The organism is Finegoldia magna, from assembly GCF_002243175.1.
In the GTDB taxonomy this organism is placed as follows: domain Bacteria; phylum Bacillota; class Clostridia; order Tissierellales; family Peptoniphilaceae; genus Finegoldia; species Finegoldia magna_J.
The window spans coordinates 118,513-141,885 of record NZ_NDYF01000009.1 but is presented as its reverse complement, the minus strand read 5'-3'; the positions used below and the strand labels follow the sequence as shown (position 1 = coordinate 141,885).

Sequence of the window (23,373 nt, the reverse complement as noted above, 5' to 3'; positions counted from 1 at the left end):
AGAGGGCTTTTGTCATTTTAAATTAGATTTTTATTTTTTAAATTCTTAACAACTTTCATACAAGCAAGTAATGCTTGATTATAACTCAATGACCCTTGAAAATAAGCTACATATGGCTCTCTTAACGGACCATCAGCTGAAATCTCTATGCTAGAACCATCGATAAAGCTTCCCGATGCCATTATAACTTTGTCATCATATCCTGGCATATCCCAAGGATAAGGAACTACGTGTGAATCTACGACAGATGACTCTTGAATTGATCTACAAAATTCCACAACTCTTTCTTCGTTTTTTAGAATAATCGCACAAATTATATCACTTCTTTTATCTTCTACATCTGGAATTGTTTTAAATCCTAATTTTTTAAAGACGTGAGAAAATAATAATGCTGATTTCATAGCTTCTATCGTAATTTTAGGAGCTAAGAATAATCCTTGTAATGTATTTCTAGTAGTACCAAAAGTTATTCCTACTTCCTTCCCTATTCCTGGTGCAGTTAAAGTATTTGCTACCCTATCAATAATAGACTTTTTACCAGCAATGTATCCACCAGAAAGAGCTATTCCTCCACCTGGATTTTTTATCAAAGATCCAGCAATAACATCACATCCAACTTCAATAGGCTCTTTGTATTCAGTAAACTCCCCATAACAATTATCAACCATTATGATTATTTCTGGAAATTTTTCTTTGATAAATTTAGCTGCTTTTTCAATTTGTTCAATATTAATAGCATTTCTTAAGCTATATCCTGTTGACCTCTGAATAGCAACCATTTTTACCGAAGAGTCTATTTTAGATTCTACAGCTTCCAAATCTATATTATTATCTACCAAATCAACATAGTCAAAGTCAATTCCAAATTCTTTCAAATTACATGGAGAATTGCCTTCGATTCCTATAACTTCTTGTAATGTATCGTAAGGCAAACCCGTAATATATAATAACTTATCTCCAGGCAATAATACGCCTTTCATTAACAAGCTCAATGCGTGAGTTCCAGAAGCAATTGAAGGTCTAACAAGGCAGTCTTCTGCCTTAAAAATATCCCTAAAAATCGCTTCACATTTATCTCTTCCAACATCTCCATATCCATATCCAGTTGTTGATGCAAAATCAGTAGCTTGTAACTTATTGTCTTGGAAAGCTTTCAAAACCTTAAGTTGATTAACAAACTCCAAATTTTCCAATTCTTTAAATCTATCTGATAGTTGATTATTACTTTCTATGACTGTATCATAGCTAAAATCATCTACATCATACCATTCTTTTATTTTATCTTTTATCATATAACCATTCTTTCAAATTTTCCAAACAATTTTTTTCAATATCTTCAAATTTATTAAAATCTTCCAAATTCATCCAATGAATTCTTTCATCTTGTCTGAACCAAGTTAACTGTCTCTTAGCATATTTTCTGCTATTTTTTTTCATTAAACTAACCATATCTTTAAAAGAGATTTCATTATTTAAATACATGAAAGCTTCTCTGTAACCTATAGCTTGAATTGATTGAGAATTTCCATCTGTCAGTTCATAAATATATTTACATTCAGCCATAAAGCCTTCATCGATCATCTCATCTACTCTTTGATTTATCCTTTTATAAAGTATCTCTCTATCATCATTTAATCCAATTATATAAAAATCATAATCATCGTTATAATGATCGAATTTGTCGTTTATTTCACTAAATTTATGGCCAGTAAGCTTGTATACTTCAATTGCTCTAATAACACGTCTCACATTGTTCGTGTGAATTTTACTTGCCGACTCAGGGTCTATATCCTCCAACATTTTATGGAGTTTTTGATTGCCTTGTGATTCTGCAATATTTTCCAATTCATATCTTAATTTTTCATCAGATTTAACAGTGTTAAATTCTAATTTATGTGTTATAGAATTGATATATAGTCCTGTACCTCCAACAATAATTGGAATTTTATTTTTAGCTGAAATTTCTTCAATTTTATCTATGCAAAGACTTTGAAATTGTTCTACATTAAAATTCTCATTCGGTTCAACTATATCTATCAAATGATGTTTTATTTCTTTCTGATATTTTGGTTCAACTTTTGCAGTACCAATATCCATATACTTATAAATTTGCATAGAATCTGCTGAAATAATCTCACTGTTTAAACTTTTTGCTAAAAAAATACTTAAGCTGGTCTTCCCTACTCCAGTAGGTCCGACGATTACAATACATTTTTTTTTCATTTTATCCTCATAAACATTTTTTCTAAATCTTTTTCATTCATTTCAATAAAAGTTGGCCTTCCATGAGGACAAGTTAATGGATATTCACATTTAAATAAATCTTCTAAAAGTTTAATTATTTCAAAGTTACTTAATGTATCGCCGGCTTTTACGCTCATTTTACAAGATCTCTTTATTACTTTAGACTCTATTACGTCAAAAGGATCATTTGAATTCTTAGCAATTGTATCCAAAATATCAGTAAATAAAAACTCAGCATTTGAATTTCCAAATAAATATGGAACAGCACGAATAACAACGGAATCATCTGAAAAAACATCACTTTCATATCCCAATTCTTCAAATATACTCTTGTTATTCACATATATTTCCATTAATTCATCAGTTAAAGATATATTAACTGGAAAAGCTAAATTTTGTGATACTACTTCGTTTTCTTGCATTTGTTTTGTTAATTTTTCATAATTAATTCTCTCATGACAGGCATGTTGATCGAATAAATAAATTTTACTGTCAAACTCATCCTTAGCTAAAATATACGTTTTGAATAAAACTGTTAGTATATCAAATTTTTCATATTTTTTTAAAGAAGATTCAACTTTAATTTGTTCACTATCTTTATTAAATAAATTATTTTGATTTACTATCTTGTTACCAGCAAAAAAATCTTCAGTAGTTTTTGGATTTCTGATAATATCTTCTGACTTATCATTGTATTTTATATTTCTAAAATTACTTAATTTTGAATTATCATTGAAAAGATTATAAGAAGAAGTTGGCTCTGATACCTTATCATACTTGTAATTTATTAAATTGGAATCAGATTCAAAATAATTCCTTCTTAAATCTTTGTATTTATCTTCGTCAGGAATTGATTGACTAATATTTGCAATGCTTGCATTATTTTCTAATAAAAATCTAACTTTTTTGTTAAGTTCTTCCAATACTTCATCTAAAATAGAAATTTTTACTTTTTGTTTATTGGGATGAACATTAACATCTACAAGCTTAGGTTTTATTTCAAAAAACAGCCAAAATAATGGAAATCTCCCATTAGGTATTACAGATTTATAATTAGATTCTACTGTATTTCTAATATCTTCAGATTTAACAAATCTACCATTTAGAAATATATATTGCATTTGTCTATTAGCTCTATACAAATTATTATTTGAAATATAGCCATGGATTTTGTAATCTCTAGAATTTATATCGATATCTATTAAATTATTGGACAATGAAGTGCCAAATAAGTTAATGATATTCTCCCTAATTGAAGAATTCTTTTTTGTTTCAAACAAAGTTTTATTATCTTTAATGTATTTAATAGAAACATCGGTGTTGCAAATAGCAAATTTGTACATTGTAGTTGTTATTAGATTTGCTTCTGTCTGGTCTGTCTTCATAAATTTTTTTCTTACAGGTACATTGTAGAATAGATCTTTGATTACTATTTTAGTTCCGACATTCATTGCAACATCAGATTCACTTATAACCTTTGAATTTCTAAACTCAACTTTCTTCCCAATTTTTTCTGATTTTGTTCTCGTACTTACAGAAAGTTTACTCACAGCAAGAATACTAGCTAGAGCTTCTCCTCTAAAACCTAATGTCCTTATATCATACAAATCATCAAACTTTTCAAGCTTACTAGTTGAGTGTCTTTTAAACGCTAATTCTATTTCATTTTTATCAATCCCAGAACCATTATCGCTAACAGATATAAAATCTTTTCCACCATTTTTAATTTCTACAACAATGGTATCACTTCCAGCATCTATAGAGTTTTCAACCAACTCTTTGATAACTGAAACAGGTCTTTCAATAACTTCACCTGCTGCTATTTTTTGAATTGTATCTTCTGACAATAACTTAATCATCTTTATCACCTAATTTCGAAGCTTTAATAACAAGCTCATTCAACAGTTGTAGGGACTGAAGTGGAGTAATCTCATTTATGTTAATATTTTGAATTTCATCCTTGAAGTTTTCCAATTCATGGATGTTTTTTTCATCATTCTCATCGTTTTGAACGGCAAAATCTGCAATTGGTAAATCAATTTTAGTGTCTTCCTTATCAATTTCTTTTAAAATTGACTTTGCTCGTTTTATAAGAGCCTTTGGCATTCCGGCTAATTCAGCTACTTCAATACCATAGCTTTTATCAGTTGAACCTCTAGTAATTTTTCTTAAAAATATAATAGAGTCATTAGTTTCTTTTATATCGACTTTCATATTGATAAGATTATTCAACTTCTTTTCTAGTTCTGTAAGTTCATGATAATGAGTTGCAAACAAAGTTTTTGCTTTTATATTCTTTGAAATATATTCAACGATAGCCCAAGCAAGACTTAATCCATCAAATGTTGATGTACCACGACCTATTTCATCTAAAACTAATAAACTATTTGAAGTTGCATATTTAATAATGTTGCTCATTTCTTTCATTTCCACCATGAAGGTAGATTCACCTTTAAACAAGTTATCGCTTGAACCAATTCTTGTAAAAATCTTGTCCACAATCGAAATATTAGCCTTTGTAGCAGGTACAAATGAACCAATTTGATTCAATATACAAATCAAGGCAACTTGTCTAAGGTACGTAGATTTACCGCTCATATTAGGGCCAGTAATTAACTGTATATCATTTTTCCCAGATCCTATTAAAATATCATTAGTTATGAACTCAGATTGGCCCACACTCAACTCCACTATAGGATGTCTTGATTCTAGTACATCAATTAATCCATAAGTATTGATATCAGGCTTAATATAATTATTCAAGTAAGCACATTTAGCAAGTGAATTTGATACATCAATGATTGCAATCAAATCAGCTGATTTTTTTATTCTAGATAAATTTTTTAGAATTATTTTTCTAATATCTTCAAATATTTTATATTCAAGTTCAAATATCTCATCCTCAGAATCTAAAATTTTTGATTCTATAGCTTCTAATTGTTTGGTTTTGAATCTCGAAGAATTTGTTAATGTTTGTCTTTTTTCGTAATCATCTCCAACTTTATTTAAGTTAGATTTGGTTACATCAATGAAGTAACCAAGTTTTTTATTGAAAACAATTTTTAAGTTTTTAATTCCTAACCTATCTTTTTCAGACATTTCATATTCTACTAATTCATTTTTTCCGTTAACTCTGTTGTATCTCAATTGATCTAATTCATTAGAAAAATTAGATTTTATTAAATTTCCTTCTGTCAAAGTTACTGGAGGATCATCAACTATTGATTTGTCTATCAAATCGTATATGTCTCCTAAATCATCTAATTTTTCTCCTATTAATTGTATGTTTTTCTTGTTGCAATTTAAGAGAGTTTTTAAATATGGAATCTTTTCAATAGAAACTTTTAAAGCGATTAAATCCTTGGCATTGGCACTTTTATATGATAATTTAGCTATCAACCTATCCAAATCGTATATACCATCAAGACTATCTTCTAAATTAACTAATAACTCATAATCTTCAAAAATTTCTTCAACCCTACTTTGTCTAGTTAGAATTTCTTCTTTATCCATCAATGGTCTTTCTAGATAACTATGCAATAGTCTAGATCCCATAGATGTTTTTGTATGATTCAATACTCCGAACAAACTACCATTTTTAGAATTTGTATATAAGTTTTTTTGAATTTCTAGATTAATAACGCTATTAGAATCAATCTCCATAAACTCATTAATATAATATTTACTAGAGCTATTGATATGAACTAAATCCTCTTGATATCTGAACACATATTTTAATAAATTCGCAACACAAATATTAGTTGTTTCACTGTTGCTATTATCGTATTTTATCTTGCTATTAATGAAATCTAAAGAATTAGTGCTATTATTAACAGTTGTTAATACAATAGAAAACTTAGTTGCTATCGTTTCTAATGATTTGGCTGAAAACTCATAATCATTAAATATAACTTCCTTCGGAGTAACTTTTGAAATCTCATTTTCGATTATTTTATAAATATCATCAGATGTAGTATTCGTATATGAAACATCACCCGTTGAGATGTCTATATACGAAATAGCTACTTCATTTGATTTTTTTGAAATACTCATCAAGTAATTAAAATTTCCAGTATCAGAATTTTCATTTTCTATAACTGTGGCAGGGGTATAGATTTTAATAATTCCTCTTTTCACTAAACCTTTTACTAATTTAGGATCTTCTAGTTGCTCACATATAGCAACTTTATATCCTTTTGATACCAATTTATTGATATAAACATCACTAACATGGTAAGGAATGCCACACATTGGACATTTTTGGTTTTCTCCACAGTCTCTTTGTGTCAAAACAATTTCAAGTTCTTTGGAAGCTAATAAAGCATCTTCAAAGAACATTTCATAGAAATCTCCTAATCTAAAAAATAATATACAATCTTTGTTTTGTTCTTTTATTTCTTTGTATTGTTTAATCATAGGAGTATAACCCATATTATTCCACCATTTCCCCTGTTAATGCAAAAGAATTAAAATCTACAATTTTAGTATTTACTAATTTCCCTATATAAGATTTATCGCATTTAACATTTACTAATTTAAATGTCCTAGTTCTTCCTGTCATTACTTCAGGATTATTCTTACTTTTCCCTTCAATTAATACTTCTTGTATAGTACCAAGGTACGATTTGTTCTTTTCGTAAAAAATAGGATAAGCAACATCCAAAAGTCTTTCTAATCTATCTTGTTTTACATCTTCATCAACTTGATCTTCGAATAAATCAGCTTTTGTTCCCGGTCTTCTGTTATATTTAAATGTAAAAGCTTGTTCGTATCCAACTTTTCTAACCACATCTAAAGTGTCTTGAAAATCCTCTTCTGTTTCTCCTGGAAATCCTACTATAATATCAGTTGAAAAAGTAATTCCTTTTACGCTTCTCTTTAATTTTTCTACCTTTTCCAAATAAGATTCCTTAGTATATCTTCTGTGCATTCTTTCTAAAACCGAATTTGATCCTGCTTGAAATGGTAGATGAATATTTTCGCAAACTTTATCTAATTTACCCATCGCCTCGATTAGTTCATCCGAAATATCTTTAGGATGACTTGTTAAAAATCTTAATCTTTCAAGTCCTTCAACGTCATTGACCTTAGTTAATAATTCCGTAAACGTAACCGGTTTTTCAAGAGTTTTTCCGTAAGAATTTACATTTTGTCCAAGTAAAGTTATATCTTTATATCCTTGATCTACCATTCTTTTCACTTCGGATAAAATACTTTCAACAGATCTACTTTGTTCTCTCCCTCTTGCATAAGGAACTATGCAATAAGTGCAAAAGTTATTGCATCCTGTCATTATATTTACATATCCAACATATTCATTGTCCCTTTTGATAGCAATATCTTCGTCAATATCATCTTTTCTTTCAATATCTACAACTAATTTTCCACTGCTTAGGTGTCTATCTATAAGATATGGTAATGAATTTATGTTATTTACTCCAAATACTATATCTACTTGTGGATATTTTTCTCTAATTATATCTCTCGCTGGACCAGTTTGCATCATACATCCACAAACTGCAATAAGCATATCTGGATTTTCTCTTTTTAAGTTTTTCAATGCTCCCAATTGCCCATAGACTTTCATTTCTGCATTTTCTCTTACCAAACAAGTATTAAAAATAATAAAATCTGCATCTAATTTTTCATCAGATTGTTCAAATCCCATATTTTCTAGTAATGTTTTGATTTTTTCGGAATCATGTTCGTTCATTTGACAACCATGTGTAATTATCGAATAAGTCGGAGCATGTCCGTGTCTATTTATAAATAAATTAACATAAGAATTTGAAGCTAATTTATTATTGTTTTCTTCCATTTAAATCTCCTTTATAAAATATAAGCCATCGATATTCGATAGCTTATAAATAATTTTTATATTTTAATTAATGTAATTGTTATATTATCATCGGATTTATTAATTACATTTTCTAATAATGAATTGCATTTTTCTTTTACGGTTAAGTTTGATTTCAAAATATATTCAATACTACTATTATCAATGAATTTATAAAAACCATCGGTAGCCATAAGTATTTGATCATCAGAGTTTAATTCCTTAATAAGATAATCAGGTTTATCCATACTCAAAAAGCCAAGTCCTCTTGTTATAGCATTTTTAAGATTTTCATTATTTTTTACAACATGGTCTTTTGATATTTGATAAAAACCATATTCATTTTGTAAATAAGCTCTGCTATCTCCAACATTGAATAAATACATTGTATTTTCTTTAATAATAGTGGCTAAGAATGTTGTTCCTATATTATTTAGGCAATTATTTGATTTTGAGAAATCCAAAATTTTATAACCTGCATGATGAATTGATCCATAAATTAGATCTTTCATGGTAAGTTTTTCATCGTAATGATTTTTAAAACAAATCAAAAACTCTTCAACAGCAATTTCAGAAGCTTTTTCCCCGTATTTGCATCCTCCCATACCATCTGCTATTAAAAATATTTGAGAATCTTTGAAAGTTTCATTTTTATAGTAGTCTTCATTTTTTTCTCTAATATCACCTTTATATGAAATCGAAAAATACTCCATATTATTCCCCACTGTTATTATTGTTTTTTCTAGTATTTTCATTATCGGATTCTTGATTACTATCTGAATTAGAATTTGAATCATTATTATCTACACTAGAATTATCAGTTTCATCTTCATTAGGTCTTTCATTTTCTTCAGGTGGAGTATATTCATCTTCAACCGTTTCTGTTTTTCTTGCTTTACCAGAACTTACAGTTATAGTAATGAAATCTCCATTTTTAATATTTCTACCAGCTTCAATGCTTTGGTCAATTACTACACCTTCATCATATACTGAGCTTTTTTTGTATCTAACTTTCTTAACATTTAAACCAAGATTAGAAAGCTCTTTTTTAGCTTTTTTCAAATTTAAACCTATTAAATTAATCATAGTATCTTCTTTTTCTAATCCAAGTTCTACCTTAATTTTTTTCTTAAATAAAAGCTTATCGCCAACTTTTGGGCTCTGACCAATAACTACATATTTATTAAAATCTGACTTATCCACGCTTACTGATTTGTCCACAACTAATTCAATGTCATTCGCTGTAGCTTGATCAACAGCAAGTCTTAGGTTTTTTCCAACATAGTCAGGTGCTTTTGGCCTCGAATTATAGTAAAAAATTATTGCTGCAGCAGCAAAAAAAGCTAATAATACAGATGTAAAATACACTAAGAAAGATTTAAGATAATTATGAGATTTCTTTTTGTTCTTAATTTCTTCTTCAAATAAATTTTCATCTATTTTATATGACATATTTTTCTCATGCTCATTTTTTAAATCTAATTTAATTGTATTATCTATATATTCATTATTTGAACCTGTCATTTTATAATTATCGATTTTATTTAAATCTTTCATAATACCTTGTGTATCATCATAAGAGTTGTTTCTTAAATTTTGATAAAAACTATTCAAATTACTATTTTCAATATCTATATTAGAATTTTCTAAAATTTCTAATATTAGGTTAATATTATGATTTAACTGAGCTTCACTATTACCAAAGTTTTCACCATCGAAGTTTTTGAAAATATCAATCTTAAAATTATTATTTTCATCTACTAACATATTATAAATTCGTAAATTCCCAAAAAATATTCCATTATTTTCTGAATAAATTAATGAAAGTAAAATTTTTCTCAAAATATCTAATAAAAAAGATTCTGAAACATCCTTTCTTTTGAACAAATTATCCAATGATATTCCGTCAAAAAACTCATAAGTTAAAAAACACTTATCATCCGAACTAATCATTAAATCATACATTTCCAGAATATTAGGATGATGTAAGTTTGATAAAGATTTTAAACTATTTGTTAATGTATCAAAATATTTATTGTCGTTATATTCCTTGAAACTAAGATATCTATTTAATTTTTTATCGTATGCTTTAAATGTCGTAGAAAATTTGTCTTCATTTATTTTTCTTTGAATTTCGTATCTATTATTTTCCACATTTGCCTCCAGTATTCTCCTAATATTTTATCATAATTTAATAGCTAAAACAAAAAAGCTCTCAAAAAACGAGAACTTAAATTTTACTATTATTATCAATATATGAAATTATTTCATTTGAGGTTTCGTCAATTGTTTTATCGGTAACATTAATTATTTTACAGCCTATCTTGTTCATAATTTCTTTTGCATAATCAAGCTCTTTTTCTATTCTTGAATCATCTGAGTAGCCTAATTGCAAACCAATTTTAGCCATTCGATTTTCCCTGATATTATTAAGTTTATCAGAGTCAATAATCAAACCAATAATCTTTTTATTGTCAACTTGAAATAATTCAGAAGGGACTTTGACTTCTGGTAAAATTGGAATATTACATACTTTATAATTTTTAAATGCTAAGTTCAAACTCAATGGAGTTTTTGAAGTTCTTGAAACCCCTATTAATATAATATCAGCTTTTAGAATACCAAACTTATCCTTACAGTCATCGTATTTTACGGCAAATTCTAAAGCTTCCATCTTTTCAAGATATTCTTGGTCAACTTTTCTATTCAATCCTACATCAAATTTAGGTTGTTGCTTAAAAAACTTACTTGAAACTAAAATAGGATATGATAAAACATCTACTAAATAAATCGATTCATTCATTTCTGTTTTCTCAATCAAATAATTTAGCAAATCACGATTTACGATTGTTGAAAATATTAGAATTTCTCCATTAATATCGTTTAATATTTTATCAATCTGTTCTCTTCTAATAATTTTTGAGAATTTTTTTATTCTAACATTTTTAATATCAAAATGAACTTTAACAGCATCTAAAACTTGATTTGCTGTTTCACCTGTAGAATCAGAAATAACTACCATGGTTTTATTCATAATATTCTCCTTAATTTATTTTCTTAAATACACCTTTGAAAATTAATTTATAAAAAGGTAAATCTTCAACAGAACAGTTTTCTAATTTCTCTAATAAATTGCATAAATTATTGTTATCTAATTCCATCGGTGTATACTTGCACTCATTAGAGTTTACTTCCAACATCTTTAGAATTTGAGCCATTAACTTACCGTTATTTTTTGTATTTAACTCATGAAGATTAGTCAATAAACGATTTGATTTAAAGATATTCAAAGTATCATAATTTATCACATCAACTTCATCAAAATCATAACCTAATTTTATACATTCATCTCTGTAAACATCAAGAATAATTTCTTTTATACTTTTTTCAAAATACTCATAATCTACTATTCCCTTGTCTTGGAGAAATACATATAAAATTTTAGTAATAAAATCACTTAAATTAAAATCTAATTCTGATTTAAGTATTATTGAAATAACAGACGTTATTGTTTTTCGTAATTTATAATTATATTTAAAATTATCATCACTATTAGATATTATGTAAGACATAACATATTCCATTTTGTCAGAAATTGCAACAATTCTAGCAGCAGTTGAATTTGGAATGTTTTCGGATATGAATCTAGGTTTTATGTGTTCATATACTCCTTCATAAACAATTTTATCTTCACCATCAGACTTAGCATACAATCTTCCAATTAACCCGTGTAAATAAGAACATTTTTGCACAATTTCAGTAGCTTTATCCGCTTTACATAAAAATGCTATCCTTCTAACAGAATCAATAGTTTCCTGACTAACTGAAAGCATTTTACATAATTCAATTGATATCTTTATTAGTCTTTGAGTTTTGTCATAAAAGTTACCATAATTATTGATATAATTAACTGTTTTCAAATCCTCAACAAAGTCTTCAAGTTTTCTATCTGATTTTTGGTTTATCAAATTATCTATTTCTTCTAATTTGTTATTAATTTCTTGAATCAAAGCTTGGGAATCTTCAGAATTCTTGTTTTTCGCGTAAACAAAAAAGTTTGAACTATTTCCGTTATCAAATTCCATCGGTAATACTGTAAAATTTTCCATCAAAACTGTATAAAGTATTGATTTATCGATACATAAATATTTTTCGTCAAATGATCCTTCAATGCTAACAGGATAATCAAATTTATTCGCGTATTCGTTGAGTATGCTTTTGTTATTAATGATTGAACAACCATTTGCTCTAGCAAGTTTATTAGCGCTTTTTTCAAATGATTGTAATCTTTCTTCTTTTTTTAATATTATTTGGTTTTTTAGTAACTCTGAAGAAAAATTGTTAAAAGTAGAAGAATTAACTAAGCTGTCATCTTTATCTTCTTTTAAGCCTTTGAATTCTATTGTTTTATTTTCTTTTTCATTAAAAATTTTAATGTACAAGATAGACTCTCTAAATGATAAACTTTCTGAATCATATTTGTACTTGAAATTTATCAAATCAATAGCTTTATTTATTACATTTTCATAATCTTCTAGTGTATATCCTGGATTTTCTATATTAGTAATGTAAATAAAAAAATGATCTTTTATTGTATCCAAATCTATATTTGAATATACTAATTGCAGTTTTTTTAATTCTTTTCTTATTTTTTCGTCAAGCGATCTATTTATAAATCCTATAAAATTCTCAGGAATATTATTAGTCACTATATCTATTAATAAGTTATACATTATTTCTCCTTACAAATATTCAAGGTAGCCTAATGACCCCAAATATTCAATTCCAAAATTGTTCATCGTGTATTTTAGCAAAATTTTTAAAATTTCGTTTTCATTTATAGATTCAAACTTTTTATTAACTATATCATCATACCTATTTTTCATTAAGTATATCATATACTTTGCATGTAAGTTGTCTATTTGGTAGTATTCTCCATCGGAATCTACAAATCCGCCATCTAAATAAAACCTGTTATGACTATTTTCATAAAACATACTTGGTTGATACCCAAGATATGATACTAGCTTCAAAATAAACGCATTAATTAAAGCATACTGATTATCTGAATATTTTGATAAGAATATTACTGTTTTCAATATTAAAGAGTATACTTTTGCATTACATACTTCATTGTAAAAAATTGACTTTATTAAATCAACTATAACCAAACTAAATAATTCTGATTTATAGTTAGTTCTTATATTAAAATTAGAGTTAATTAAATCATAATCCACTAAATAATAGAATTGATTTCCTTTTTTTAAGGTAAAATCGTTCACTGACAGAACATTAAATTCTATAATTGATTTCATGGAGTTAATATTATTGATGAAAATCCCAATAATACCTTCTTCTTTACTGAAAACATTCAAAATTATAGAATTTTCTCCATAAATTATATGCTCCAACACAATAGCTTGTGTCTTGATGTAATCTTGTTCCATTAATTGTAACCCAAATACCTTAATCTAGAATCTTTATTTCTCCATTCTTCATCTATTTTAACCCATAGTTTCAGATTTACTTTAGCGTCTAATAATTGTTCAATATCAATTCTGGCATCAGTTCCAATTTTTTTAATCATTGATCCTTTTTTCCCAATTACCATGCCTTTATGACTTTTTTTCTCAACAATAATAGTAGCATCTATATCAATTAAATTCCTGTCTTGTCTTTCTTTGAATTTTTCAATAGTTATAGCTATTCCATGTGGTAATTCATCAGATAAATTCATTAGGGCCTTTTCCCTAATTAGTTCTTGTACAATTTGTCTAATAGGTTGATCAGTTACGCTATCTTTGTCATAATACATTGGACCTTCAGGCAAATTATTTTTTAAAGAAGTTAAATATCCTTCTACATTATCTCCGTTCAATGCGCTTATTGGAATTATTTCTTCAAATATTCCAACTTTACTGTACATTTCTACTAATTCATTGACTTTATCACTTGATGTTTTATCTATTTTATTGATTAATAGAATTATTTTTGTATCAACTAATTTTAATTTCTCAATAATTTCAGAGTCTAGTTTTCCTATTTCTTCAGTAGTATCTACAATATATGTTATAACATCAACCTCATTCAAAGTTGACATCGAAACTTTGAGCATATAATCTCCGAGTTTATTTTTTGGTGTTTGAATTCCTGGGGTATCTAAAAATATTGCTTGCATATTTTCGTCAGTATATATCAATTGTATTTTGTTTCTTGTAGTTTGAGGTTTGTCAGAAATAATCGTTAGTTTTTCTCCTAGAACTCTATTTAAAAGAGTTGATTTTCCTACATTACTTCTGCCTATAACTGAAATAAATCCAGATTTAAACATTTACATCATCTCCACTAAAACCATGAGGTAATAAATCTTCAATATTATAAATCTTATACTCATTTTCATTTTTAGCTATTATTATTTTTGTAGCTTCATTAGAAAATTCTTTAATCACTTGCCTGCAAACCCCACAAGGATAAGTGAAATCAGAATCTCCAATTATTAAAATAGTATCTATTAACTTAAATCCTTCAGATACCATTTTTGAAATTGCAGTTCTTTCTGCACAAATTGTTGGGCTAAATGAAGCATTTTCAATATTACAACCTCCATAATAGTTCCCTTCTATGTCTTTGACGCAACATCCTACGTTGTAATTAGAATATGGCGTGTATGCGTTTTGTTTATATTGCAAAGCAATTTTATACATTTTATTAATTTCCATAATACTCCTAAATAATTACTTTAAATAATAATATTGCCACTAATGTCCCAATTATGCCACCAACTATAACTTGACTTAGTGTATGGATTTTTCCTTCTACTCTACTTTCTGCAACCAAAAAAGCTATAAAATATGATAGTATTGTCACTAATGTATTATTTGCTAAAAGGGCAATGATTGTAGCACTGCAAAAAGAAACAGATGCATGACCACTTACGCTTCCACCTTGCAAATATGTCCATTTATTTTGATATATAAAACTTTTTAGAACTAAAGTTATAACAACTACCAAAATCAAAGCTATAAATGTCAAATGCGTTGGTGAATTTTGTAATTTGATAACTGCTGTATGACTAAGAGGAACAATTCTATCATAAAACATAAAATAACCTACAAAAATAGAATTAAAAGCAGCTAGTAATACCGCTCCTGCTCCAACATCTTTTGCTATTTTGGCTTTCTCGTCGTATTTGTCATAAATCAAATCAACAATCGTTTCAATGGCGGTGTTAATCATTTCTGCCATTAATATGAATGTTATAGTTATGCACAAACAAGCCATTTCTACCCTTGATAAGTCAAACATTAATGATGCAATCATAACCAGAACAGTCATCAAAATATCAGTTCTAAAATTTCTTTCATTTTTCAAACAATGAATAATTCCATCCATTGCATATTGAAAACTAGTAATAAAAGATGTGTTTTTAGAAATATTTTTATCTTTTAACTTACTATTTAAATTCTTCATCTTTATAGATACCTATTTCTTTCAAGGCCGATTTTTCTTTATTTCTCATAATAATTTTGTCACTTTCATCAATATGATCATAACCCAACAAATGAAACATAGAATGAACAACCAAATACACAATTTCCCTTTTGATAGAATGATTGTATTCTTTAGCTTGTTTCACAGCTCTATTGCAACATATAATAATATCACCCAAAAGATTTGTTTGAATTTGAAAATCATCTTCCAAAGGAAAGCTCAATACATCAGTTACACTATCTTTATTGCGATAATCTCTATTAAGTTCTCTAATTTCTTCTTCACTAACAAATGACAAAGATATCTCATAATTATCATCATTTAATTCTTGAAGCAAACATATTTTTATTGAATTTTCAATATCAAATCTTAATTCATCATCAATTTGAAAATCATCTTGTCTATTACTTATCTGTATTATCATAATTCGACCTATTGTTATCTAATTTTTCATAAGCTCCAATAATTTTTTGTACAAGTGGATGTCTTACAACATCTGTTTTTTCAAACTCTAAAAAGCTTATTCCTTTTATGTCTCTAAGAATATTAGTCGCAACTAGTAACCCTGATTTTTTACCTCTTGGTAAGTCAACTTGTGTAATATCTCCCGTTACTATAGCTTTTGAACCATATCCTATTCTAGTTAAAAACATCTTCATTTGTTCATTGGTAGTGTTTTGTGCTTCATCTAATATAATGTATGCATTATCTAAAGTTCTACCTCTCATATATGCCAATGGTGCTACTTCTATCAATCCTCTATCTTTAAATTTTTCAAAATTCTCATAACCTAATATATCAAACATAGCATCATATATAGGTCTTAGATAAGGATCAATTTTTTCTTGAAGATCTCCTGGCAAAAATCCTAAACTTTCTCCAGCTTCTACAGCTGGTCTAGTTAAAATTATCCTATCTACTTCGTTATTTCTAAATGCATTTATTGCCATAGCCATTGCCAAGTAAGTTTTTCCTGTACCTGCAGGTCCTATTCCAAAAACAATATCATTTTTATTAATCATTTCAACATAGTTTCTTTGATTTACAGTTTTTGGCTTTAAAGGTTTACCTTTTGAATTGTAGCAAATTACATAGTCCTTAATTTTTGAAATATTTTCTTGTTTTATTTTTTCTAAGTTAGAAAGCAAATAATCCAAATCCTGATCTGCTATTTCGTTCCCAGATAAAGTATGTGTATTTAATGATTCTAAAAGATTACTTGCACTTTCAATATTCAAATCAGAACCACTAATTAGAATACCTTCTTCAGAAATCTTTAATATAACATCACAAGCTTCTTCAATTTTTTTTGCGTTTTTTTCTAATTGACCAAAAATAAAAGTTATTAATTTTTCATTATTAGTTTTGTAAATTAAATGTTTATCCATAATCACTCCATTTATCTAATTATAACATATCACTAAAAATCAAATAAACTTATTTGATTTTCATTTTGTAAACCATCTAAAACACCGTGGTTTTCTAGTATTTCTAAAGCTGTTTTATTAACTTTCGTTCTCATAGTAAAATCTTGTTTTGAAATAAAATCACCTTTTTGTATTTCTTCAAAAATAGCAATAGAGTTTGCGTCGCTAACCCCTTCTAGTGCATTAAAAGGAGGCTGAATGAATCCTTTTTCTAATACTTTGAACCTAGCCTTGTCAGATTTATGCAAGTCAACTCTTGATTGTTTTATTCCCCTGCAATACATTTCTTCTGCTACTTCTAATACAGAGTATTTGTTACTATCCTTTGCTGTCATCTTAGAATTGGATTCTTTGTACTTATCTTTCAATGATTGCATTTCTTCTCTAATTGCACTTAATCCGCTTACAATAACATCACCAGGATAATCTTGTAATTTTATAGTAAAAAATGTTGAATAAAAAGCTTCTGGATAGTGTACTTTAAAATAAGCAATTCGATAACTCATCATAACATAAGCTACAGCATGGGCTTTCGGGAAAAGATACTCAATAGTTTTACAAGATTCAATGTACCAATCTGGAACACCATTTTCGGTCATATAATTTAGAGTATCTTCATCAAGAAGTCTATTTTTTCTTACTATTTCCATTATTTTAAATGATCTTTTCTTTTCAAGGCCCTTATTTATTAGATAAATCATAATATCATCTCTTGTACAGATAGTATCTTTCAATTCGACAACACCATCTCTTATTAGATCTTGTGCATTATTTAACCATACATTTGTGCCATGAGACAATCCAGAAATTCTAACTAATTCCGAAAAAGTTTTTGGAGTTGTATCTCTCAACATTCCTCTTACAAAGTTTGTACCAAATTCAGGTATTCCTAATGTTCCAATATCTAGTCCATCAATTAATTCTTGAAAGTGTAAAGCATCTATTGAAGAAAAAATACTCATTGTCTCCTTATCATCCATAGGAATAGTTAATGGATCCACTCCTGTCATATCCGACAACATTTTTATAATTGTTGGCACATCGTGTCCAAGCAAGTCAAGCTTTAAAATTCTACCACTTATAGACTTATAATTGAAATGAGTAGTGATTATATCACTGTTAACATCATCCGCAGGATGTTGAACTGGACAAAAATCTTCAATATCTTTATCTCTTGGAACTATCATTACTCCACCTGGATGTTGCCCCGAAGTTCTTTTAACTCCCAAGATTCCTCTTTGCAAATATTTTATCTCTGAATTATTAACATATACGTTTTTATCTTCAAAATATTTTTTTATATACCCATAAGCTGTTTTGTCGGAAATTGTACCAATAGTTCCAGCTCTGAATACCTTACCTTCCCCAAACAATTCTTCAGTATATTTGTGAACAGTCGGTTGATATTCCCCAGCAAAGTTCAAATCAATATCTGGCTCTTTATCGCCATCAAATCCTAAGAAAACTTCAAATGGTATATTATGACCTTCTTTTTTTAATGGTTGTCCACATACTGGACAAATTTTATCTTCAAGATCCACTCCTGAACCTATATTTTCATCATGTATAAACTCAGAATGTTTGCAATTCTCACAAATATAATGCGGAATTAAAGGATTAACTTCTGTTATGTCAGCCATTGTCGCAACAAAGCTAGATCCTACAGATCCTCTGGAACCTACTAGATATCCATCTTCATTACTTTTCTTTACCAATTTTTGAGCGATAATATATAATACAGCATAACCATTTGAGATAATTGATGATAACTCACGTTCTAATCTACTTTCAACAATTTCTGGTAAATCATCTCCATATATACTTCTAGCTTTTTTATACGTCATTTCTCTTAATTCTGTATCAGATCCCTCAATAACTGGTGGAAAAGTTCCATCTGGTATTGGCTTAATATCATCTAGCATTTCTGAAATTTTTATGGTATTATCTATTACTATTTCCTCAGCCACATCTTTTTCTAAAAAACTAAATTCATTCATCATTTCATCAGTAGTTCTGAAAAACAACGTAGGGAATTTTTCGCCATAAATTTTTCTAGGTTGACCTTCTAATATTATATTTCTAAAAATATAGTCCGTTTTTTCGAAGTATTTTGCATAAGAATCAGCAACAAGAGGTTTATTGTGCTTTTTTGATAAATCATATAGTTTTCTAGTTAATTCTTCACAACTCTTTAAGTTAAAGCTCATCCTTTTTGACTTTACTCCATCATAATAAATCGGTGGTTGAACCTCCAAAAAATCATACCTTGAAATAATTTCATCTAATTTTTCATCTGATTCAAATCCAAGTATTGCTTTTATTAATTCTCCATCTTCGTTTCCGGATCCTATTACAAGACCTTCTCTTCTTTTATTCAATTCAGATTTTGGTATTCCGCCTTCTCTGTAAAAATATTTTAAATTAGAAGCAGTCACAAGCTTATATAAGTTTTTTAATCCAACTAAGTTTTGGGCGTATATTGTCGCAGTATGAGATTCTCTTTTTGAAATGCTCCATTCAGAATCCATTTTATTTATATTTATATCAAATTTAACTCCTCTTTTTTCAAGATCTTTGACCATACAAATAAATACTTCTCCCGTCGCCCTTGCATCATCACAAGCTCTATGATGGTTGAATAAATTTACATTGTATTTTTTTGTCAAAGTATCAAGTTTATGATTTTTGAGATGAGGTTCCAATGCCCTTGCAAACGCTAGTGTGTCAATATATGTTCTTACAGGATTTATTCCCAAATCAAGACAATTTTTCTTGATAAATCCCATATCGAAATCTGCATTATGTGCTATTAAAGTGCTATCTCCGACAAATTTCAAAAACTCAGGTAATACTTCGTCTATTTTAGGCATATCTTTTACCATTTCATTTGTTATAGACGTTAATTCTGTTATTTTTTCTGGTATTGGAATTTCTGGGTTGATTAATTGATTGAATTCATCAACAATTTGATTGCCAACAATCTTTACAGCACCAATTTCCGTGATTTTTTCTGTTGCATTTGATAATCCAGTAGTTTCAATATCAAAAACTACAAATTCTTGCAAATTCATAGAATTATAAGGATTTGTTATTATTCTGAAATCATCTTCTATTATTTTTGCTTCCATACCAAAGAGTGGTTTTAGTCCATTTTTGCTACAAGCATCATACAATTGTGGATAACCTTGAACTACAGATTTATCTGTTAAACCTAGCGCTGTATGTCCCCATTTTTTTAGAGTTTTACAGCATTCATCCAAGTCAATAAATCCATCTAGTTGGCTCATTTGAGAATACATGTGTAATTCCACACGTTTTTTCTCATATTCATCTTTTCTAGATTCTGGCTTCTCAATTTCTTGCATTTGTTTTATTGAGAAAGACTTTCCAGAAGTAAATCTATCAAATTCCAACCTTCCTGTTAATAAAAGGTAAACTCCAGATTTTAATTTATCACCAAATGCTTCAAATTCTTTTTTCTTCAAAAATTTCTTTGCGAAAATAGCTCCGCTTTCATCCCTTAGATCCAAAGAAATAATAAAACTTTCTCCATCTTTTATACTTCTGACATCTACATCAATAATTTCAGCTCTGATACAAGTATCATCTTCATTTTCTATGATTTCTTTGATTTTTATTGGAGACTTGGTTATATCTTTACCACATTTTATTCCCGTTTTTTTAACTTCTTCTTTTTCTTGCTTTGGAGTATCTTTTATTGATTCTGCTATTTTTTTTCGAATTGAATTATCATACTCAATAAGATTTTGTCTATAATCATCGTTATCCTTTAACTCAACAATTTCAGATTTGACAGAATAATTTAAATTATATGTCTTATTTATTAATTTTGTTAACTCATTATCCTTTTGATCCGATATAAATTTATCCCTTATTTGCTCAAAATTAAAAATAAGTGAAATTTCTGAATCGTTTATCTTCGAATTTTTAAAATCAATACAAGAAGAATATTCACAAAAATCACTTGTTTTTAAAATTTTAATCAAAGCATCTTTTGAAAAATTGATTTTCGAATCTTCATACTCTGTATAATCAATATTAATTTTTGCGATAAAATCTAATAAGTCTTTTTGTATAAATTCTGACAAGGAGTCCTTACTCTCATCTTTTTGAATGTTTATCAAACAATCTAACTCATCATTATCCTTATTATAAGTTAATTTATCAATATAAATTGGGTATTTTGAATCATATTTTAGGCCGATTTTCTTTAATACATCGTTGAGTAATAAATGCATTTATAACCTCTCTATCTCTTCAATTAATACATCTAATAATTCTTCTTCCTTAATTTTTCGTACAATTTCCCCTTTTTTAAATATTAAGCCTACTCCATTTCCACCTGCTATGCCAATATCAGCTTCTTTTGCTTCTCCTGGTCCATTTACAACGCAACCCATAATAGCAACTTTAATGTGTTTATCTATTTTATCCAATTTTTTTTCAGCTTCATTCACTAGACTTATCAAATCAATCTTGGTTCTAGCACATGTTGGACATGAAATTATTTCAATTCCTTCATTTAATAAACCTAAACTCATTAAAATTTGTCTTCCTACAATGATTTCTTCTTTAGGATCACCAGTTAAAGAAACTCTGATAGTATCTCCAATTCCTTTTGACAAAATATTTCCTATTCCTACACTGGATTTGATAATTCCTTTATTAGAAGGACCTGCTTCTGTTATACCAACATGTAGAGGATAATTACATAACTCTGACATTTTTTCATAAGCTTTTATTGACATATTAACATTAGAAGATTTTAATGATAATTTGATATCGTCAAATCCCATATCTTCTATCATTCTTATTTGATCAAGGCAGCTATAACATATTGAATCCACATTTACTCCATGATATTTGTCAATGAATTTTTGATTGACAGATCCACTATTTACTCCAATTCTCATGGAAATTTTATGATGTTTGCAACAATCTACGATTTCTTTGACTCTATCTATTCCACCAATATTTCCAGGGTTAATTCTAATGCAATCGCACCCATTTTCAATTGCAGCTATTGCTAATTTGTGATGAAATTGAATATCAGCAACGAATGGTATATTCGTCATGCTTTTTATAATTGGTATCGCCTTCGCATCTTCTAAGTCATTAATTGCACTTCTGGAAATATCACATCCTACAGATTCAAATTCTTTAATTTGTTTTACAGTACTTTCTACATCTTTTGTATCGGTATTAGTCATAGATTGAACTGTAACTCTTGCTCCATTTCCCACAGCAACATTTCCTACGTAAATTCTTTTAGTATCTTCTCTTTTCATTACTTCACCTTTCAAATTTAAAAAGGCCCATACAGGCCTAATCAAAACATTTAAAATAATTTAATAACATCTTTTATTGTAACTACGGCGATTAATGCTAAAAGCAAAATTAATCCTACCATGTGTATATAGCCTTCTTTTTCTTGAGATATTTTTTTGCCAAATATCATCTCAATTAGTATGAATATCGCTCTTCCACCATCTAAAGCTGGAATGGGTAATAAGTTAAATACACCTAAGTTAATGTTAATATACGCCAATAAGAAAATTAAATTGGCAACTCCAGTCTTTGCAGCATTACCAATCTCTTTTACCACACCAACAGGTCCACTAACTCCTCCTAAACCTAATTGACCAGTTATAAGCATCCCTAGAAATTTATATAACATGCCTGTCAAATTAAGAAAAGTTATGACGCCCTTTTTAAAGCCTTTTATTAAACTAAAATTTTTAATATTATATTCTTCTTGAAAGTTTACTCCAATTTTTCTAACATTATTTTCCAATCTTGGAGTGACTTTTATGTTCTTTGATTGAGAATCTCTTATTACTCTAATATCCAAATCACCTTGAGATTCTTTGATATTTTTTAATAATTCCTCTCCATCATTTATATTTTTCCCATTTATAGATACAATCTTATCTCCTGCTTGTATTCCTGAAGAATATGCAGGTGAATTTTCCAATACACCAGATACTTCAGTACTAACTCTACTTACAGACATTAGTAAAATTAACAATATAAAAGCTAATATAAAATTCATAATAGCACCAGCTAAAATGACTTTAAGTCTTACAAACGGAGATTGATTATTCAGAGAATTCGGACTGTCGTTTTCTTCGTCTTCCCCTTCTAGTTGACAATAACCACCTACAGGTAACAATCTCAAAGAGTAAAGAGTTCCGTTCGATTCTTTTTGGAAAAGTTTTGGTCCCATACCTACTGAAAATTCCAAAACGGAGACTCCATTCATTTTTGCTACGATAAAATGTCCAAATTCATGTATTAAAATTACAAGTAAAAATATTATTATTGATGAAATTATTGTAATCACATTTCCTCCTA

General features: G+C 28.1%; 18 protein-coding genes. All 18 read right to left on the bottom strand.

The genetic code is table 11. The features are described from left to right. Window positions 1-17 precede the first annotated feature (17 nt). Window positions 18-1,292 carry an aminotransferase class I/II-fold pyridoxal phosphate-dependent enzyme gene (locus tag B9N53_RS03095; protein ID WP_094203636.1) on the bottom strand — a complete coding sequence of 425 codons (1,275 nt, stop codon included), beginning with the start codon at window positions 1,290-1,292 and terminating at the stop codon, window positions 18-20. Continuing rightward, window positions 1,279-2,223: a tRNA (adenosine(37)-N6)-dimethylallyltransferase MiaA gene (gene miaA, locus B9N53_RS03090; protein WP_094203635.1), complete on the bottom strand. Its 945-nt coding sequence runs from the start codon at window positions 2,221-2,223 to the stop codon at window positions 1,279-1,281. The genes B9N53_RS03095 and miaA overlap by 14 nt, the downstream gene beginning before the upstream one ends. Then, on the bottom strand, window positions 2,220-4,103 hold the full coding sequence (mutL, locus tag B9N53_RS03085) for a DNA mismatch repair endonuclease MutL (protein ID WP_094203634.1): 1,884 nt from the start codon (window positions 4,101-4,103) through the stop codon (window positions 2,220-2,222). Before mutL ends, miaA begins: the two co-directional genes overlap by 4 nt. Next, the gene (gene mutS, locus B9N53_RS03080; protein WP_094203633.1) at window positions 4,096-6,675 is read right to left on the bottom strand and encodes a DNA mismatch repair protein MutS; all 2,580 of its coding nucleotides are present in this window, start codon (window positions 6,673-6,675) and stop codon (window positions 4,096-4,098) included. The genes mutL and mutS overlap by 8 nt, the downstream gene beginning before the upstream one ends. A 1-nt stretch (window position 6,676) precedes the next feature. Continuing rightward, complete coding sequence (miaB, locus tag B9N53_RS03075; protein WP_094203632.1) at window positions 6,677-8,062, bottom strand: tRNA (N6-isopentenyl adenosine(37)-C2)-methylthiotransferase MiaB; 1,386 nt, start codon at window positions 8,060-8,062, stop codon at window positions 6,677-6,679. A gap of 56 nt (window positions 8,063-8,118) precedes the next feature. After that, entirely contained in the window at window positions 8,119-8,793 is a 675-nt protein-coding gene (locus B9N53_RS03070; RefSeq protein WP_094203631.1) for a protein phosphatase 2C domain-containing protein, read from the bottom strand. A 1-nt stretch (window position 8,794) separates the two neighbouring features. After that, entirely contained in the window at window positions 8,795-10,234 is a 1,440-nt protein-coding gene (locus tag B9N53_RS03065; RefSeq protein WP_094203630.1) for a PASTA domain-containing protein, read from the bottom strand. 76 nt (window positions 10,235-10,310) lie between these two features. After that, window positions 10,311-11,114: a pyruvate, water dikinase regulatory protein gene (locus B9N53_RS03060; protein ID WP_094203629.1), complete on the bottom strand. Its 804-nt coding sequence runs from the start codon at window positions 11,112-11,114 to the stop codon at window positions 10,311-10,313. A gap of 10 nt (window positions 11,115-11,124) precedes the next feature. Beyond that, window positions 11,125-12,813, bottom strand: a complete 1,689-nt coding sequence (locus B9N53_RS03055; RefSeq protein ID WP_094203628.1) for a glycine--tRNA ligase subunit beta — start codon at window positions 12,811-12,813, stop codon at window positions 11,125-11,127. 9 nt (window positions 12,814-12,822) lie between these two features. Further along, window positions 12,823-13,527: a DNA repair protein RecO gene (recO, locus tag B9N53_RS03050; protein ID WP_094203627.1), complete on the bottom strand. Its 705-nt coding sequence runs from the start codon at window positions 13,525-13,527 to the stop codon at window positions 12,823-12,825. Then, entirely contained in the window at window positions 13,527-14,411 is an 885-nt protein-coding gene (era, locus tag B9N53_RS03045) for a GTPase Era (protein ID WP_094203626.1), read from the bottom strand. The genes recO and era overlap by 1 nt, the downstream gene beginning before the upstream one ends. After that, window positions 14,404-14,799, bottom strand: coding sequence for a cytidine deaminase (gene cdd, locus B9N53_RS03040; RefSeq protein WP_094203625.1), 396 nt, complete (start codon window positions 14,797-14,799; stop codon window positions 14,404-14,406). The genes era and cdd overlap by 8 nt, the downstream gene beginning before the upstream one ends. A gap of 7 nt (window positions 14,800-14,806) precedes the next feature. Further along, the gene (locus B9N53_RS03035) at window positions 14,807-15,550 is read right to left on the bottom strand and encodes a diacylglycerol kinase (protein WP_094203624.1); all 744 of its coding nucleotides are present in this window, start codon (window positions 15,548-15,550) and stop codon (window positions 14,807-14,809) included. Then, entirely contained in the window at window positions 15,534-15,995 is a 462-nt protein-coding gene (gene ybeY, locus B9N53_RS03030; protein ID WP_094203623.1) for an rRNA maturation RNase YbeY, read from the bottom strand. The genes B9N53_RS03035 and ybeY overlap by 17 nt, the downstream gene beginning before the upstream one ends. After that, window positions 15,976-16,959 carry a PhoH family protein gene (locus B9N53_RS03025; protein ID WP_094203622.1) on the bottom strand — a complete coding sequence of 328 codons (984 nt, stop codon included), beginning with the start codon at window positions 16,957-16,959 and terminating at the stop codon, window positions 15,976-15,978. Before B9N53_RS03025 ends, ybeY begins: the two co-directional genes overlap by 20 nt. A gap of 32 nt (window positions 16,960-16,991) precedes the next feature. Then, window positions 16,992-21,257, bottom strand: coding sequence for a PolC-type DNA polymerase III (locus B9N53_RS03020; protein ID WP_094203621.1), 4,266 nt, complete (start codon window positions 21,255-21,257; stop codon window positions 16,992-16,994). After that, window positions 21,258-22,307 carry a flavodoxin-dependent (E)-4-hydroxy-3-methylbut-2-enyl-diphosphate synthase gene (gene ispG, locus B9N53_RS03015; RefSeq protein ID WP_094203620.1) on the bottom strand — a complete coding sequence of 350 codons (1,050 nt, stop codon included), beginning with the start codon at window positions 22,305-22,307 and terminating at the stop codon, window positions 21,258-21,260. Window positions 22,308-22,357: 50 nt separating this feature from the next. Then, entirely contained in the window at window positions 22,358-23,362 is a 1,005-nt protein-coding gene (rseP, locus tag B9N53_RS03010; protein ID WP_094203619.1) for an RIP metalloprotease RseP, read from the bottom strand. Window positions 23,363-23,373: the final 11 nt, after the last annotated feature.